The 16,258-nt window shown below is 37.7% G+C and carries 18 protein-coding genes and 1 tRNA gene; 6 read left to right on the top strand and 13 right to left on the bottom strand.

Features of this window, described 5'->3' with window-relative positions; genetic code table 11:
• Positions 1 to 118: 118 nt before the first annotated feature.
• The 9 genes from GGR21_RS16285 to GGR21_RS16245 form a co-directional block, all read right to left on the bottom strand.
• Positions 119 to 844, bottom strand: coding sequence for a hypothetical protein (locus GGR21_RS16285; protein WP_183308298.1), 726 nt, complete (start codon positions 842 to 844; stop codon positions 119 to 121).
• Positions 798 to 1,190, bottom strand: coding sequence for a hypothetical protein (locus GGR21_RS16280; protein ID WP_183308297.1), 393 nt, complete (start codon positions 1,188 to 1,190; stop codon positions 798 to 800). Before GGR21_RS16280 ends, GGR21_RS16285 begins: the two co-directional genes overlap by 47 nt.
• Complete coding sequence (locus GGR21_RS16275; RefSeq protein ID WP_183308296.1) at positions 1,187 to 1,540, bottom strand: helix-turn-helix domain-containing protein; 354 nt, start codon at positions 1,538 to 1,540, stop codon at positions 1,187 to 1,189. Before GGR21_RS16275 ends, GGR21_RS16280 begins: the two co-directional genes overlap by 4 nt.
• Before the next feature lie 155 nt (positions 1,541 to 1,695).
• On the bottom strand, positions 1,696 to 3,165 hold the full coding sequence (locus GGR21_RS16270) for a hypothetical protein (RefSeq protein WP_183308295.1): 1,470 nt from the start codon (positions 3,163 to 3,165) through the stop codon (positions 1,696 to 1,698).
• A 7-nt stretch (positions 3,166 to 3,172) separates the two neighbouring features.
• A complete protein-coding gene (locus GGR21_RS16265) occupies positions 3,173 to 3,892 on the bottom strand; it encodes a mobilization protein (protein ID WP_183308294.1) in 720 nt (239 codons plus the stop codon).
• Positions 3,889 to 5,148, bottom strand: coding sequence for a site-specific integrase (locus tag GGR21_RS16260; RefSeq protein WP_183308293.1), 1,260 nt, complete (start codon positions 5,146 to 5,148; stop codon positions 3,889 to 3,891). Before GGR21_RS16260 ends, GGR21_RS16265 begins: the two co-directional genes overlap by 4 nt.
• Positions 5,149 to 5,157: 9 nt before the next feature.
• Positions 5,158 to 5,694: a helix-turn-helix domain-containing protein gene (locus GGR21_RS16255; protein WP_246348097.1), complete on the bottom strand. Its 537-nt coding sequence runs from the start codon at positions 5,692 to 5,694 to the stop codon at positions 5,158 to 5,160.
• Positions 5,695 to 5,912: 218 nt separating this feature from the next.
• The gene (dnaK, locus tag GGR21_RS16250; protein WP_183308292.1) at positions 5,913 to 7,820 is read right to left on the bottom strand and encodes a molecular chaperone DnaK; all 1,908 of its coding nucleotides are present in this window, start codon (positions 7,818 to 7,820) and stop codon (positions 5,913 to 5,915) included.
• 198 nt (positions 7,821 to 8,018) lie between these two features.
• A complete protein-coding gene (locus GGR21_RS16245; RefSeq protein WP_183308291.1) occupies positions 8,019 to 8,207 on the bottom strand; it encodes a hypothetical protein in 189 nt (62 codons plus the stop codon).
• A gap of 215 nt (positions 8,208 to 8,422) precedes the next feature.
• On the opposite strand from GGR21_RS16245, the gene GGR21_RS16240 reads away from it, so the two are divergent.
• Both GGR21_RS16240 and hemW read left to right on the top strand, forming a co-directional pair.
• Positions 8,423 to 10,234: an AMP-dependent synthetase/ligase gene (locus GGR21_RS16240; RefSeq protein WP_183308290.1), complete on the top strand. Its 1,812-nt coding sequence runs from the start codon at positions 8,423 to 8,425 to the stop codon at positions 10,232 to 10,234.
• Positions 10,235 to 10,242: 8 nt separating this feature from the next.
• A complete protein-coding gene (gene hemW, locus GGR21_RS16235) occupies positions 10,243 to 11,373 on the top strand; it encodes a radical SAM family heme chaperone HemW (protein WP_183308289.1) in 1,131 nt (376 codons plus the stop codon).
• Here hemW and GGR21_RS16230 read toward each other — a convergent pair.
• Complete coding sequence (locus GGR21_RS16230) at positions 11,370 to 11,780, bottom strand: secondary thiamine-phosphate synthase enzyme YjbQ (protein WP_183308288.1); 411 nt, start codon at positions 11,778 to 11,780, stop codon at positions 11,370 to 11,372. The genes hemW and GGR21_RS16230 overlap by 4 nt on opposite strands.
• Positions 11,781 to 11,958: 178 nt before the next feature.
• Between GGR21_RS16230 and trhO the strand changes: the two genes are divergently transcribed.
• From trhO to GGR21_RS16210, 4 genes are all read left to right on the top strand, one after another.
• On the top strand, positions 11,959 to 12,993 hold the full coding sequence (trhO, locus tag GGR21_RS16225) for an oxygen-dependent tRNA uridine(34) hydroxylase TrhO (protein ID WP_183308287.1): 1,035 nt from the start codon (positions 11,959 to 11,961) through the stop codon (positions 12,991 to 12,993).
• Between the two features lie 3 nt (positions 12,994 to 12,996).
• Entirely contained in the window at positions 12,997 to 13,530 is a 534-nt protein-coding gene (locus GGR21_RS16220; RefSeq protein ID WP_183308286.1) for an NUDIX hydrolase, read from the top strand.
• A 74-nt stretch (positions 13,531 to 13,604) separates the two neighbouring features.
• Positions 13,605 to 13,678, top strand: a tRNA-Arg gene (locus tag GGR21_RS16215).
• Positions 13,679 to 13,803: 125 nt separating this feature from the next.
• Positions 13,804 to 15,027 (top strand): site-specific integrase, encoded by a 1,224-nt coding sequence (locus tag GGR21_RS16210; RefSeq protein WP_183308285.1) that lies wholly within the window; start codon positions 13,804 to 13,806, stop codon positions 15,025 to 15,027.
• A 67-nt stretch (positions 15,028 to 15,094) separates the two neighbouring features.
• Here the strand turns inward: GGR21_RS16210 and GGR21_RS16205 are convergent, their stop codons facing one another.
• The 3 genes from GGR21_RS16205 to GGR21_RS16195 form a co-directional block, all read right to left on the bottom strand.
• Entirely contained in the window at positions 15,095 to 15,496 is a 402-nt protein-coding gene (locus GGR21_RS16205) for a hypothetical protein (protein WP_183308284.1), read from the bottom strand.
• On the bottom strand, positions 15,477 to 15,692 hold the full coding sequence (locus GGR21_RS16200) for a hypothetical protein (protein ID WP_183308283.1): 216 nt from the start codon (positions 15,690 to 15,692) through the stop codon (positions 15,477 to 15,479). The genes GGR21_RS16205 and GGR21_RS16200 overlap by 20 nt, the downstream gene beginning before the upstream one ends.
• A gap of 215 nt (positions 15,693 to 15,907) precedes the next feature.
• A complete protein-coding gene (locus GGR21_RS16195) occupies positions 15,908 to 16,186 on the bottom strand; it encodes a tyrosine-type recombinase/integrase (protein WP_183308282.1) in 279 nt (92 codons plus the stop codon).
• Between the last annotated feature and the right edge of the window lie 72 nt (positions 16,187 to 16,258).

Genomic DNA, 16,258 nt, shown 5'->3' with positions numbered 1-16,258 from the left:
ATTCTTAATATCTTGCTGATTAACAGCAAGTAATCCCGCAGGGCAAGAGGATAGAACAGGGCTTGTCCAGTTCCCTCTTGCTACATTGCTCGCGAATAGAGAGCCATTATGTGGAAGCTTAAACTCGACGGCTTTCACCTTTTAATGTCATAAAGTTGAACATCGCTTTGAGGCGGTCACCAATCATTCCGCCATAAAAATCATCGGACGAAAGTGTACTCATAGTGAAGTTGGTCGTTCCGTGCGTAACCACTCCAACATCACTTCTTAGGCTTAACAATTCTGATATGGGGTGGCTGATATTGCCAAAATCTTGTACCGTTTTTGATTCCCGCCCAAATTCGTCAATGATTAATGGTCGCCGAGCAAATGTGCTTGCCGATTGTTTTACGATTTGCTCCTGCAATTCAACGGACTTAATGAAAAGATACAAAGGCTGATTCAAGCAAAATTTTCGTATAATATGATTGTGAAGCAGTGCGTAAGTTTCCATAATAATAGTTTTACCGCTGCCGTATTTTCCTTGCAGCATTATTCCTTTGTTTAAATCGCCTGCGAAAGAGGTGTTGTTGGTAACATAATAGTAAAGCTGTTCTATCAAAGGTTCGTTGTTTTCATCAATAATAAACTCCCTATTTTGATTTCGGCTGCATAAACATACTGTTCCGAATGAAAGAAAAAGCTCCCGAAAATCGGAATAGGAGAGCGGCAGACACAAACGACGTTTCTGTATTTTTTCTTTTTCACCGGAAACAATTTCTTGGGCATCTTTCTGCAATGCCTGATAAAAATGCTGATTAGTCGAAATCACTTCCCGTATGGACAAATCCTTTCTTTTTTCCATTTGATTTTATATTTGATTTTTTGTCTTTTGTATTTATATAGTATGGTGCGGGTTTAAGGTTAGACTTAGGTGTCAGAATCTGATACTTAGTTTTAACCCTAAAGCCTCCTCCGGGTAGGTAGTCCAACAGTTCGGCAGCTTTCAAGCGGTCGCGGGCAGACTTCAATACCTGTAAAGAGAAATTGGCGTTGGCAACCATCCGTTTATCTGCAAACTCAATCCACTCTGGCCAAAACGAACGGTTTGCCAAATGAATCAGAAAGAAATATAAACGGGTTTCGTTACCGCTGAAATTGTGATGCTCGTCCAATCGCCAAAAGTTGGCTAACAGTTCAAACAGGTTCATTTTGATAAGTCTTTTGAACGTTTTTTGAAATTGGCTTCTACTTCAGCTTCAATCTCCTGCATGGTTTTCTTTTTTCCTTTCGCAATCCAATCCAGTAATTCATCTTCAAAGAAGTAGAGTTTTTTACCGTTTTTGTAGCAAGGGAGTTGTCGTTTGCGGACAAGTGTGTAAACGGTGGGTTTTGCTTTACCAATTATTTGGCATGCTTCATCAATACCTATCGGTATTCGTTTTTTTGAGACAACAGACGTTTGTCCTTTCTCGACTAAAAATTTGATCTCGGCTATTTCGTCAGCCAATCGGGCTACTGCCTTGGGCAGATTTTCAAAAGTAATTTCATTCGTACTCATAACAATTGTTTTTAATGGTTATGGTGCAAATGAAAAAAGTGTTTCCCCTGTGTTCCGCAACACTAGACAAACACTAAGAAAACACTTAAGTTGCTGATATTCTTTAGTTATTGGTGGATGAGAATCATGAAAAAGATAAAAGTTGCTTATAGGTTTTAATTACCAATTGTTCTATGTGCTCGACCTATACCACTAACAGATTCTCCCTTTATCATCATTCTTCTTATTCCGATTTCAGTATATCCCCAATCAACAACATCATGTTCATAGCCTATCTTTTTTAAGATAAGCATAGTGGATAGCATTATCAAACGATTGCAGACAAGTTTCAATAATTCATCATTCGTTAATGACTTGAAAAGTTCTGTCGTTGGTGTAGGTAAAGAACCGTGCAGAAAACGATTTCTACATGATATACAGTATAGATCTTCGTCGTCTAAATCAATGTTTAGAGCTGCAAATGGAGAGCCTAACTTTGAAGAGTTTGACTGTTCATTTATTTTGCCTAATTTACTCTCTAATGAATCGTATATAGATTTTGCTACTTTATTTTTGATTTTTTTTAGTGACTTTTTTAATTCATATTTCAGTTGACTATTGATTTCTTTATCTTCTATTAGTGGTTTGATTATTTTATCTTTAGGTACAATTACATTAGTAATAGTTTCTAATGCAACTGCAGCCAGACATCCCTTAGACAAACCGTTTATATTACTAGCTTGCGTGAGTAATATGCAGGAGCGAAGTAACTCTTCATTTTCACATAGCAACTTTACAAGATATGCGAATTGATCAGAGGTTAACTGTAATTCTTTTTGAGAGATATCTTGATATGAATGATTGTCTAATAGAGGTCTTTCTGTATGTATTGTTTCATTAAAATTTTCATAACGATAGGTTAATGTATCTTTCTTTCCCTTTTGCATAGAAAAGAAATAAGCACTATCTGCGATATAAAAACCTGAAATTAGAGAAAATGCGGCTCTTATTGCATTAATAATATGTAAAAAATCATCATGATTAATTGGATCATTTGTTTTGAATACAAAGTATCCAAGACTATCTTCGATTCTCACATGATAAAATAATATTGTTCGATTGTTAATTTCTATTTTTACACAATTTTTCCATGAAGAATCTTGATCCTTACTCGTTGTAATATCATAAAGTATTCCACAAGAATAAGCAGCAAATTTATCGCAATCATACCGATAAAAAGCCGATTGTTTGGCATTTTCCCATTTGTTATCATCTAAATCTCCTCGAAATGCATTAATTTTTATAGAGGCTTGTTTTATACCTTCTCCAATTGATTGTTTAAATGCAGTAACATCTGTATTTTTTATTAATATTCTGACTCCATGTGTTGCGAGTATTGCTGGCTTCTCGAAGAAATAATCCATTCTGAATTTTTCTTCCCATTCTGGAAGCAAGTTAAAATGGACTAAAAACTCCCCATTATCCTCTCGGAGCATATTTGCATCCATTATAATATTTTCTATAGCTGTCGCAAGTTTAAAATCAACTTTCCCAGATTCAAACAATGAGATTAGTTTTAATGCAGCATTGTCATCTTCAAAAATAGTGTCACTTATCTGTTGAAATTTGATAGTTTTCTGATCCATTTTTTGTCTATTTTTTTGTAAAACTCTCTTGTATCTTAATCACCCCTTTTAACTCATCATCTTTCAAATGACTTTTAATACTATCAACTTCAGCTTCCTTTAGAATATCAGGAAATACAATTTTCAGGAAACGGGCAACTTCAATTTGTTTTCCAACCCTGAAGTGATTCCAAATATTCCACCCGAAATGCAAAATATCAATTTGTGCTAATTCTTGATTGGTTTTTATTGCTTGCAGGTTTTCCAAATCCAATTTATTGGCATATACTTTTACATTGTTGCAGAGCAATTCGACATGCTGATCAGAAACATACAGCGCAAAAACTTTTCGGGTATAGTCTAAAGCTACCCTCAATTTTTCTTCCTGTTGTTTCGCTTTGTTTTGCTGTTGCTCGTTCCGAATTTCGTCTAAAGTAGGCGGAGAGGGTTGTTCTGTGATTGTCTCAGATGAGGATTTAACAGTAGGTTTCAGTCTAGATTTGTTTTTGAAATATGGGATTTTCAATAACAGTTTTTCTATCCAAGGCAGCATTAAACTTTGTAAAATCACATGAATACTCAGGTATACCACCACCTCAATTCCTATTACTACCACAAACACAATAAATGCCGTGAAACTGTCAGCTCCTAACGATACAGCAGATATCCGCGCCAATGTTGCGATTGCCATAGCGACACAGGCAACCAATACATAGAGAATAATCTGTTCCAAAAGGTTGTTTTTCATTCTTTTGTGGTATTTATTGTTTTTAATCGAATAGCTTGTGCCGCTTTACTCTTCTTCTCATCTACCACTTTGGCATAAATCTGTGTCGTTTTCACATTGGTATGTCCCAACATTTTACTAACGGTATAAATGTCTGTACCACTGCTTAGTTGAAGAGTAGCATACGTATGCCGAAAGCAATGGAATGTGATCTTCTTGGTAATTCCGGCTGCTTCTACCCAACGTTTTAAAGGCTTGGAGATCCATGCCGGATCCGGAAGATCTTCAAATACCAATTGTTCGGGTTGTCGGGGTTCACCACATAGTAATAAGGCTTGCTCTGAAATAGGAGTATACTCAACGCCTTTCGTCTTCTGTTGCGTAAAATGCAATTTGGCTTGCTTGCCGTCTATGCTAATTTCTTTCCAACGAAGCTTTTGGATATCACAATGTCGCAAGCCTGTAAGTGCAGAAAAAAGCGCTGCCCGTTTCAATACATCCCGTTCGCAAGGAGTAGCGGCAAGGGTGTTGAGTTCTTCAACGGTCAAATATTCTCTTCTGGATTCCTGTTCCTGAATACCTTTGATTTTAGCCGATAAATCTACCGTTAGATAGCCATCCACAAAAGCTTGTTTCAGTGCAGCCTTGAAAATAGAGAAATAAGTAGCAGCCGTATTGTGCGAAATCGTTCCACTGCGATTACCCCCACATGGAGCAGATAACAGGAACCGTTTAAACCCTTCGGCAAAGCGGTTGTCAATTTGAGAAAACAGCAAAGAACCTTCTGTAGATTGCTTTAGAAATTCGTTGGTACGCTGCCAATTGGTTTGAATAGAGGTTGAACTGTTTGCATGACGTTTGGCTGCCACTTTATTGAAATAAGTTATAAAATCCTGTTGCAAACGTTCTTTTTGCTCGGCTTGAGCGTTTTCTGTATCGCTGTATAAATCGGCATTGTCGTACTCACGTTGTCGAAGCTTACGAACACCATCGGCATACAGCATAGTTTCCTGATCTTTTTCACTTCGACACATAATAATTCCGTTATCGTCACGCTTGGGTTTATAGGTTCTTGTTCCATCTGCCTCGGTTCGGGCAGTTCGTTTTTTATCCCATTCTACTGTGGTTACACTGCGATTGAGGTATTCACGAATACGTTGTGGTGTTTGTTTGCCCGGAACGAACACCGGATAACTTTCGATATAAACATACCACTCCTTTCGGTCTTCTGCTTTGCGAAGCCGAACGGTTACTTTGGTGTTCGTGAGTTCTTTCATGGGCTTATTTTATATATATATGTTGTCGATTTCCGATTTTGGCACATAAACATATTTTCCAATCTGCCGTGTGGGAATGGAATATTTGCGGATATGTTTGTAAACGGAACTGTCTGAGATTCCAAATTTCTTGGATACTTCACCAATTGTATAGCAATCTTGTGGTTCAAGACTATATAATTTTGCTGTGGGTTTTGCTTCTTTAAGGGGTGTTTGTCTAATCGGAAACATTTCCTCTATGGCTGCGCGATCAATTCTAACTAAACGAGCACCTAAATTGATCGCCGGAATTCGTTTTTGGCGAATAAGGCGATAAAGTGTGCTTTTAGCAACTCCAAAAAGTGCGATTGCTTCAGGAACAGAAATATATTGGCGGTCAGCAGAAATCTTTTCTATTACAGCTTGCTGTTCTTCTTCCTTTTTCTTCTGTTCTTTCTTCTTTCTATATGCTGCTGCACCACATTTTTTTGAGCAATAAACAGAATCGACCGTCTTCGGAACGAAAGACTGTCCACACACTTCACATTGTTTCTGAATCTTATTCATCGGTATCTTCATCACTATTTAAGTACTCATTAGTAGTCATAAGTGCTCATAAGTTCCACTTCGCCACTAAATAAGTTCCGGTACAAGTATGGTACAAATATATGATAAAAATTGATTAAAAACAAGCAATATTGAAAACTTTATACAAAGTAAAAACCGCAGTAAGTAGTTCATTTACTGCGGTTTTATTATTTTTACTAATCGATTTTAATCGACTTTTATTTCACTTCTTCAAAATCTACATCGGTCACGTCATTGTCTCCTCCGTTTGACTGACCTCCTGCATTGCCGCCAGCCTGCTGGTTCGGATTTGCACCCGCCTGTTGCTGTTGATTATACATATTCTGGCTCATTTCGTGCAGCAATTTGTTCATTTCTTCCATAGCAGAATCTATGGCTGCAATATCCTGAGCTTTATGTGCATCTTTCAGTTTATTCAAAGCTGCTTCAATTGGAGCTTTCTGTTCGGCGGGAACTTTGTCTCCCAATTCGCTTAATTGTTTTTCAGTCTGGAAGATCATAGAGTCGGCCTGATTCAGTTTATCTATTCTTTCTTTTTCTTTCTGGTCTGCTTCGGCGTTAGCGGCGGCTTCATCTTTCATCTTCTGGATTTCAGCGTCGCTAAGACCAGAAGATGCTTCGATACGGATCGACTGTTCCTTACCGGTTGCTTTATCTTTTGCCGATACGCTCAATATACCGTTAGCATCGATGTCGAATGTAACTTCGATCTGAGGCACTCCACGAGGAGAAGCTGGTATACCATCGAGGTTGAATACTCCGATCTGCTTGTTATCTCTTGCCATCGGACGTTCTCCCTGTAGCACATTGATCTGTACAGACGGCTGATTGTCGGCAGCTGTAGAGAATGTCTCGCTTTTCTTTGTAGGGATAGTTGTATTCGATTCTATCAGTTTAGTCATTACACCACCCATCGTTTCTATACCAAGTGAAAGCGGAGTAACATCAAGCAACAATACATCTTTTACCTCCCCAGTTAATACACCACCTTGTATAGCAGCACCTACAGCAACCACTTCATCCGGGTTAACACCTTTTGACGGAGCTTTTCCGAAGAATTTCTCTACTTCAGTCTGTACTGCAGGTATACGTGTCGATCCACCCACAAGAATTACTTCATCTATATCTTTCGCACTGTATCCGGCATCGCTCAAAGCCTGACGGCAAGGTTCGATACATTTACGGATAAGAGTGTCAGCCAATTGTTCAAATTTAGCACGGGTCAAGGTTTTTACCAAGTGTTTTGGAATACCATCTACCGGCATAATGTATGGCAGGTTGATCTCTGTGGAAGTTGTACTAGAAAGCTCAATTTTAGCTTTTTCCGCAGCTTCTTTCAGACGTTGAAGAGCCATCGGATCTTTACGCAGGTCAACTCTTTCATCATTTAAGAATTCTTCGGCCAGCCAGTTGATGATCACGTTATCAAAGTCGTCACCACCGAGGTGCGTGTCACCGTTTGTTGATTTTACTTCGAATACACCATCACCAAGTTCAAGGATGGAGATATCGAATGTACCACCACCAAGGTCAAACACCGCGATCTTCATGTCTTTATTTGTTTTATCAAGACCATAAGCAAGAGCAGCGGCTGTAGGTTCGTTAACGATACGCTCTACTTTCAGACCAGCAATTTCCCCGGCTTCTTTAGTTGCCTGACGCTGTGCGTCGTTAAAGTATGCAGGAACAGTGATCACTGCACGGCTAACTTCCTGTCCAAGATAATCTTCTGCTGTTTTCTTCATTTTCTGGAGTATCATAGCAGAGATTTCCTGCGGAGTGTAAAGACGTCCGTCTATGTCTACACGAGGTGTGTTATTATCACCTTTTACCACTTTATAAGGTACTCGTGGAACTTCAGGTTTCGCCTGATCCCATGTTTCTCCCATAAATCTCTTTATGGAATATATTGTCTTTTCAGGATTAGTAATAGCCTGACGTTTTGCAGGATCACCCACCTTGCGTTCATTTCCCTCGATAAAAGCAACTACAGAAGGAGTCGTTCTTTTACCTTCATTGTTTGCGATAACGATCGGTTCGTTACCTTCAAGTACCGACACACAAGAGTTTGTGGTACCTAAGTCAATTCCTATGATTTTTCCCATTTTGTAATTTATATTTATTTGTTATTGTTTCAATTCTATATTTTCCCGCCTTTCAGCGACACTATTTATTGTTCAAATGCTGTGCCAAAATAGAAAATTAAAGAAGAAAAAATAAAATATGACGATTTGGCAGAGTCTTTATTCATTAGAAATAATATACCTGAATTTATTAAAAGTTGACAAAGTTGACGCATATTTTCATTTTTTATTTTCTTCTGTCATCCTGAGAGACGAAAGATTTTCTTTGTCAGATGCTCCGCTTCGCTCCGGCATGACAAGTAACAAAACCTGACAAACAACGTTCGGCAGAGTAAAGCGGAGCCAATTAGCTACTCTACGTTCTGATGAACGTTGTTTCTTACATATTTTATTTTCGATATTCTTCATTAAAAAAAATCATCTCTACTAACTACTATTTCTTCATTGATAAAGTTCCTAAAGAAAAATGCAGATTTTGCCTGCAAGTCCAGTAATAAATAGATAAACAGCCATTTATTCACACGACAACTAATGCCTGCGCAACTATAAAAAACAGCTTTCTATAATCATTTTTCCATATTAAACAGTAACTTTGCAGATACTAAAAACCAAAAATAGCCCCCATGAACTATTATCATCTATCAATACTGGTGCATCGTCAAGCCATCAGGTACGGAAAAAAAACAGCCTTGAAGTATAGGAACCCGTACGAAAAGAAGTGGAAAAGCATATCGTGGCGGAAATTTTCCGACAATATTATGAAGACTGCCTGGGCAATGGCTGAGATGGGTGTGAATGAGGGTGACAAGATAGCCGTATATTCCCAGAATATGCCACAGTACCTGTACACCGATTTTGGTTCTTACGCAAACCGGTGTATTTCCATACCGATTTATGCCACATCATCGCCCATACAGGTAGAATATATTGTTAATGATGCCAATGTGGAACTACTTTTCGCAGGCGAACAATTCCAGTATAACAATGCTTTCAAAGTACAGCAAAAAGCATCGTCTCCCCTAAAAAGAATTATAGTTTTCGATCCGAATGTAAAATTCCACCCTGAAGATAAGACTTCTATCTATTTTGATGATTTTATTGCCACCGGTGAGAATTCCAATGCGGAAGTAATGGTTCGTGTCAGGATGAAATCACGGCAGGACGACGATATAGCTTGCATTATCTATACATCGGGAACTACCGGAGAGCCAAAAGGTGTAGTCCTCCCCCACTCTTGTTTCATTCAGGTTTTTCATATCCATGACGAGCGCCTGACTATGACATCAAACAAAGACCTGTCTATGAACTTCCTGCCACTGGCGCATATCTTTGAACGTGCATGGACATACTACGCCCTGCATAAAGGGATGACAATAGCCATTAATCAGGATGCCAAAGAAATTCAAAAATCCATCAAACAGATAAGGCCGACTATCATGTGTAGTGTACCCCGCTTCTGGGAAAAGGTATACGCCGGAGTATCGGAAAAGATATCGGAGTCGAAAGGGCTTATGAAGTGGTTGTATACCGATTCGATGAAGACCGGAAGAAAATATAATCTGGACTTTAAGAACAACGGGCTAAGAGCCCCGCTGGGTACACGTATCAAATTCTTTTTATACAATAACACTATATTCCGTGTATTGAAAATGGTTGTGGGAATTGAAAAAGGGAATATATTTCCATGTGCCGGCGCTCCGCTCTCCCCTTCGATAGATGAATTCCTACAGTCTGTAAATATACCTATAATAGTGGGATATGGACTAACAGAAACCTCGGCAACAGTGAGTTTCTATCCCGGAAAAAGATTCATCATCGGATCTTTAGGCACAATCATGCCGGAAGTATATGTGAGGATCGATCCGGATAATAACGAAATACTGGTAAAGGGTAAAACCGTGATGAGGGAATATTATAATAAACCAGAGGAAACCTCAAAAGTATTCACCGAAGACGGCTTTTTCCGCACAGGTGATGCCGGTCGACTCGAAGGGAATGTACTCTATCTTACAGAGCGCATAAAAGACCTCTTTAAAACAGCTAACGGAAAATATATTGCCCCGCAAGCTATCGAGATGAAAGTGGCGGAAGACAAATTTATAGATATGATAGCTGTGATAGCCGATGAACGCAAATTTGTGAGTGCCCTTATCATACCGAACCCTCAGGCTTTCATTGATTATGCGAATGAACATCATATAGACTACGATAAAATTGAGGATTTGTATGAGAATGTCAATATCCTGCGGATGCTGGATGGGCGCATCGAATTGTTGCAGGCCAATTTTGCGCCGTACGAAAAAATTAAAAAATATACGATATTGCCCGAACCATTCTCTATGGAAGGTGGAGAACTAACCAATACACTGAAGATTAAGCGTAAGTTTGTGGCAGAAAAGTACAAGGATCTTATTGATATGATGTATAAAGAATAATTCTTTCGATGGCAGGTATTTATATTCACGTTCCGTTTTGTAAAACGAGGTGTATCTATTGCGATTTCTATACCCGTACCGATATATCACCCAAAGAGGATTATGTAAATGCTTTGTGCAAAGAAATAGAATTACGCAATAGTTATATCGGAAAAGAAACCGTAAACACTATATATTTTGGCGGAGGAACACCATCGCAACTATCTTATGACAATTTCCTCCGTATATTCGATACGCTCAATAATAATTTCGAGATTGCCGGAGACGCAGAGATCACCATGGAAGCTAATCCCGACGATCTGAATATCCGCTATCTGGAAAGTATAAAAAACCTTCCGTTCAACCGGTTAAGCATAGGTATCCAAAGCTTTGATGATAAAGAACTTCAATTCCTGAAACGCAGGCATTCGGCCATTCAGGCGAAAGAAGCCGTAAAACGCAGTCAGGATAACGGCTTCGAAAATATCAGTATCGATCTGATGTATGGATTGCCAAATCAAACAATGGAGATATGGCAAAAGAATCTGCATGAGGCCATCAACCTCAACATACAACATATTTCTTCCTATCATTTAATATACGAACAAGGCACCCGGCTGTACCGCCTGTTTAAACACGGTAATGTAAAGCCTGTGAATGAAGACCTGAGTGTGGAAATGTTTTCGGTAATGATAGATAAATTATCCGATGCAGGATTCGAACATTATGAGATATCTAATTTTGCCCGTAACGGATTGTATTCGAGACATAACAGTTCGTACTGGCTGGATGCAAAGTATCTCGGTTTGGGGCCTGCCGCCCATTCTTATGATGGACAGAACCGCGCATGGAATATCGCTTCCATATCTAAATACATCGAAGGTATTAATATGTCTGTTCCAAAAACAGAAATCGAATATCTGGATAAAAACACCCGTTACAACGACTTTATCCTTACAGGAATGCGAACAATGTGGGGAGTGGATTTACTGAAACTCGAAAAACTGTTTGGTTCATTCATGAAAGAGTATGCACTAAGAAATGTACAGAAGTACGTGGATCAAGGCTTTGCCACTAATCAGGACAATGTTCTGAAGCTGGCACGCAACGGTATATTTATTTCCGACGGCATAATGAGTGATATGATGTGGGTAGATTAACTTATTATTGTTGCCACTATCTTACGACTTCCTCCATAGTTACGAAATTCACATAAATAAATTCCTTGCCATATACCCATATTCAGTCTTTTACCTGTTATCGGGATAGTAATACTTACTCCCGTGAGTGTTGCTTTGGCATGGGCAGGCATATCGTCATCTCCCTCTAAAGTATGAACATAATAGGGCTCACGCTCTTTCACCAAACGGTTGAATATTGCTTCCATATCTTCCCTCACATCAGGATCGGCGTTTTCATTTATTGTTAATGCGGCAGAAGTATGTTTTATAAACAGGTTTAGCAGCCCTTTTTCGGGCAAGGATGGCAGATTCTGCAATATCTCCCCTGTTATCAGGTGAAAACCTCTGGCATGAGGATTTAATGAAAATTCAATTTGTTCTACCATTATAATTTCATCTATTTAAAGAATGGCAAAGTAACAATATTTCTGAAAATGAGATGTTCAGAAGCTCAACTTTTTAACAATCTATCATACATCAAAATTATCGATAGAAAAAGGATAAACGGAAACCAACTTGTATAATACCTTTGCATTATATATAATCATTCTAAATTTATATAACATGCAATTATATAATACGATGAGCGCCGACGAAAGGGCAAAACTCATAGAAGAAGCCGGATTACGACGATTAACGTTATCATTTTATGCCTATGCTCATATCTCCGATCCGCAACAGTTCAGGGATGAATTGTTTATCAGGTGGAGCGAGCTGGATGTACTTGGGCGTATCTATGTGGCGAACGAAGGGATCAATGCGCAGTTATCCCTGCCCGCTAGTAATTTCGATATATTTAAAGAGCATCTTTACTCCTACCCTTCTCTCAATGGGATAAGGCTGAATATAGCAGTGGAACATGATAACATGTCATTTTTGAAACTGAAGATAAAAGTCAGGGATAAAATTGTCGCCGATGGGCTGAATGATGACACATTCGATGTTACTGATATCGGCATACATCTAAAAGCGAGAGACTTTAACCGAATGATGGAAGATCCTGATACAATAGTGATAGATATGCGCAATCACTACGAAAGCGAGATCGGTCATTTCGAGGGGGCTATAACACCCGATGTGGATACATTCAGGCAATCTTTACCTATAATCAATGAACAACTGAAAAACTATAAAGAAACTAAGAAGCTATTGATGTATTGTACCGGAGGTATACGCTGCGAAAAAGCCAGCGCTTATTTTAAGCATCAGGGTTTTCAGAATGTGTATCAACTCGAAGGTGGTATAATAGAGTACACCCGACAGGTCAAAGACGAAGGATTACAATCAAAATTTGTCGGTAAGAACTTTGTTTTCGACAACCGGCTGGGGGAACGCATTACCGATGATATAATTTCCCATTGTCATCAGTGCGGAAAATCGTGTGACACACATGTCAATTGCAAGAATGACGGTTGTCATCTTTTATTTATTCAATGTGATGAATGTGCTGCGAAAATGAATAGTTGTTGCTCCGATCATTGCAAGGAAATAGTATCTTTATCCCCGGAACAACAAGAGGTGTTAAGAAAAGGCATCAAAAATGATGCTATGATCTTCCGTAAAGGTCGTTCTGAAAGTCTTTTGTACAGAGATATTTAAAAGATGCAAGAAGAAATATTTCCATTAGTGGATGAAGATGGCAACATTACAGGGCAGGCACCGCGAAGTGTTTGCCACAATGGTTCAAAATTGCTGCATCCCGTCATCCATCTTCATATTTTTAATAGTAAAGGACAATTGTTCCTGCAAAAACGATCTCCACTGAAAGATGTTCAGCCCAATCGCTGGGACTCATCCGTAGCAGGGCATATCGATATGAATGAGTCTGCTGTTGAGGCAGCTTTACGTGAAGCCTCGGAAGAGCTTGGTTTATCTGATATCCGACCTCATTTTATAACAAAGTATATAATAGAAACAGATAATGAGCGGGAACTGAGTTATTGTTTCTATACTATTTATAATGGAGACTTCGAACTAAATAAGGAAGAACTTTCCGATGGCCGTTTCTGGAAACTCTCTGAAATAGAAGCTTCTTTGGCAAAAGATATTTTCACCACCAACTTCGAACTTGATTTCAATAACTTCCTGTACAAAGGGTTGAATGGTTTAGAGAACAATATAAACAGGCAGGAATAGAAAACTTTTGAGACAAAGTCTTTTTATTTTTACAAAAAACATTATCTTTGCACTCGCTAAAAAGCAAAAAGGATGGTCCGGTAGCTCAGCTGGATAGAGCAACAGCCTTCTAAGCTGTGGGTCGTGGGTTCGAATCCCGCTCGGATCACTTTCACAATGAAGTAGTTACGATAAAGTAGCTGCTTTTTTTGTTTTAATTATATAGACTATTTTCATACGGTTTATAATGTTTTTTTGTACTGAGTTAAACCAAGCGTTAAACCAGTTAAACCGATGAACGCAACAGTTAATGTAGTGTTATTCAAGTCAAAAACACTTTCAAATGGAGAACACCCTTTAATGATTCGTGTCTGCAAAGACAACAAAAAGAAATATAAAAGTCTTGGTATTTCGCTTAATTCCCAATATTGGGACTTCGAAAAGAATAAACCACGAAAAAACTGTCCGAATAAAGAACAGATTCAAAAAATCATAGCGGATAAATTAGCTGAATATTCTGAACAAATATTGGAAATGAATGTCGTTTCGAAAGATTATACAGCAACGACTTTAATCCAGAATACAGAGAGAACGATAAAAATACAGACTGTAGGAGAATTTTATACAGAATTGATATCTAATTATAAATTAGCTAATAACATTGGGAACGCAAAGATTTATAATGACTCTCTTCTATCTTTAAAGTCATTTACAAAGACTCATAAACTTGATTTTCTATTTGCAGATATAAATACAGATTGGCTTATTAAATATGAAAAGTGGTTATTAAATAAGAATTGCGCATCAACAACCATAAGTCTATTATTTAGAACATTAAGGAGTGCGTTTAATAAGGCTATTGAGCAAAATATAGTTCGGAAAGATAGTTATCCTTTCAATTCTTTTAAAATATCGAAATTCAGTACTAAAACGATAAAACGAGCAATTACAAAAGATGATATAAAGAGAATAATAAATCTTGAACTTAACAAAGAATCTAAGCTGATGCAATTAAGCAGAGATATTTTTGTGTTCAACTATTTGCAAGGTGGGATAAATTTTACAGATATTGCCAATTTGAAATATAAAGATATTATTGATACACGGCTACATTATATTCGTCAAAAAACGAAAAGAGAGTTTAATATTCTCTTACAGGATGAAGCAAAAAATATCATAGACAAATATTATGATGCTACCAAAACAGAGCATGATTATATATTTCCTATTTTAGAAAAGAAGATACATATTACTGCAATACAGAAATTTAATCGCATCCACAAATACACAGGACATATAAACAAGAATTTGAAAGCTATTGAGAAATTAGCAGGAATAGAAACTAATCTTACTACCTATGTTGCACGCCATACCTACGCAACTGTATTAAAACGTAGTGGAGTGAATACCTCTATTATATCTGAATCATTAGGACATAGTTCAGAAAAAGTTACACAGATATATTTAGATAGCTTTGAAAATAGTCAGATTGATGAAGCGATGAAGAATTTATTGTAATTATATGAGGGATTGCAAAAACAATCCCTCTTTACTATTACAGTTTATTTAAGAGGATATGTAGAATTTAGTTCCAGTTTTTATTTTTACCCTGTTCTTTAAATTTCTGGAAATCGGGATCGGCATTACCTTTAAGGGCAGCGATAACTTTTGCCAGAATGTACCTATCCATTTTTTCAATTGCCCTGTCTACATACAGATGCAGAGACGTAAGAATAATATTTGCTATTCCTGTTTCTTTCATCATTGCTGCAAATATTGCCTGTGATATATTTGCCGATTCTCCACACATTATAATTTCGGCGTGAGTACGATCTTTTGTACCGTTATTATTTTCTTCATTGATACAGCCGATAAGCAAAAGGGAATCGCCTATATCTGAAATGTTTTCACCGAACGTTTTACCGGAACTAACCATTTTCCTTAGTTCAGACTTTAATATATTTTTATTACCATTCTTCTGATCCATCGTTGTTGTCTTTAGTGCTATTTTTAATTATTTCAAGTACGCTTTTTAGAATTTCAGAGCCAATAGGCGATTTTGACGGTAGCATTATACACTTATCTTTCATTCTTTGGTTGGTTCTCATGTAATAAATAGCAGAATGAAGTATAAGGTCTGCGAAGTTGTCATTATCGGACATACTATCAACCAATAATCCCATTAATCCCAGATTGCTACCTAATTTGGCGTTTAGGTGTTCATTACCAACGTTTGAGAGAAAAATAGCATTATTATTCTATCCCTGTGACATTTTCATGTATTCTGCCAGAGTTTGCAGTTCGAACTCAATGTTTTTTAGCACCTGTTGGGGTGTTGAAAAGGTACTTTCTTTTTCCATAATTATATTTAATTTAAAGACCTGTCATTACTTCTTGTTTATATATTAAATTGATTCAGATATGCTTTTGCAGCGATGTAATGATCGCCGGACGCACATAAATACCGTTGCGTTTGTTTGACATTTGAGTGCCCCATATATCGGCAGACCAAAACCAAATCTTTTGTTGCTTCATAAAGATTTGTTGCGAATGACCTTCTGGCTGTATGGCTGGAAATAAATTTATATTTTTCATCCTTAATAGGTTTGCCAGCCTGAACGACTTGTATAATTTCATTTATTCCCGATTGTTTGTAATCACTTTCATTCGGGTACAATCATCAATAGCAGTAAATTGATAAGCTTTATCTCTCAATTTAGTTACATCCAGTTGTACTCTTTCGCCTGGA

This window comes from Dysgonomonas hofstadii (assembly GCF_014196915.1).
GTDB classification, from domain to species: domain Bacteria; phylum Bacteroidota; class Bacteroidia; order Bacteroidales; family Dysgonomonadaceae; genus Dysgonomonas; species Dysgonomonas hofstadii.
The sequence above is the reverse complement of the archived record's forward strand: the minus strand, read 5'-3'. Positions and strand labels throughout refer to the sequence as shown.

Coding starts and splice junctions, on each gene's coding strand:
- GGR21_RS16285 (WP_183308298.1), bottom strand. CDS start 844: ATGGAAAAAAGAAAGGATTTGTCCATACGGGAAGTGATTTCGACTAAT.
- GGR21_RS16280 (WP_183308297.1), bottom strand. CDS start 1,190: ATGAACCTGTTTGAACTGTTAGCCAACTTTTGGCGATTGGACGAGCAT.
- GGR21_RS16275 (WP_183308296.1), bottom strand. CDS start 1,540: ATGAGTACGAATGAAATTACTTTTGAAAATCTGCCCAAGGCAGTAGCC.
- GGR21_RS16270 (WP_183308295.1), bottom strand. CDS start 3,165: ATGGATCAGAAAACTATCAAATTTCAACAGATAAGTGACACTATTTTT.
- GGR21_RS16265 (WP_183308294.1), bottom strand. CDS start 3,892: ATGAAAAACAACCTTTTGGAACAGATTATTCTCTATGTATTGGTTGCC.
- GGR21_RS16260 (WP_183308293.1), bottom strand. CDS start 5,148: ATGAAAGAACTCACGAACACCAAAGTAACCGTTCGGCTTCGCAAAGCA.
- GGR21_RS16255 (WP_246348097.1), bottom strand. CDS start 5,694: ATGAATAAGATTCAGAAACAATGTGAAGTGTGTGGACAGTCTTTCGTT.
- dnaK (WP_183308292.1), bottom strand. CDS start 7,820: ATGGGAAAAATCATAGGAATTGACTTAGGTACCACAAACTCTTGTGTG.
- GGR21_RS16245 (WP_183308291.1), bottom strand. CDS start 8,207: ATGAAGAATATCGAAAATAAAATATGTAAGAAACAACGTTCATCAGAA.
- GGR21_RS16240 (WP_183308290.1), top strand. CDS start 8,423: ATGAACTATTATCATCTATCAATACTGGTGCATCGTCAAGCCATCAGG.
- hemW (WP_183308289.1), top strand. CDS start 10,243: ATGGCAGGTATTTATATTCACGTTCCGTTTTGTAAAACGAGGTGTATC.
- GGR21_RS16230 (WP_183308288.1), bottom strand. CDS start 11,780: ATGGTAGAACAAATTGAATTTTCATTAAATCCTCATGCCAGAGGTTTT.
- trhO (WP_183308287.1), top strand. CDS start 11,959: ATGCAATTATATAATACGATGAGCGCCGACGAAAGGGCAAAACTCATA.
- GGR21_RS16220 (WP_183308286.1), top strand. CDS start 12,997: ATGCAAGAAGAAATATTTCCATTAGTGGATGAAGATGGCAACATTACA.
- GGR21_RS16210 (WP_183308285.1), top strand. CDS start 13,804: ATGAACGCAACAGTTAATGTAGTGTTATTCAAGTCAAAAACACTTTCA.
- GGR21_RS16205 (WP_183308284.1), bottom strand. CDS start 15,496: ATGGATCAGAAGAATGGTAATAAAAATATATTAAAGTCTGAACTAAGG.
- GGR21_RS16200 (WP_183308283.1), bottom strand. CDS start 15,692: ATGGGATTATTGGTTGATAGTATGTCCGATAATGACAACTTCGCAGAC.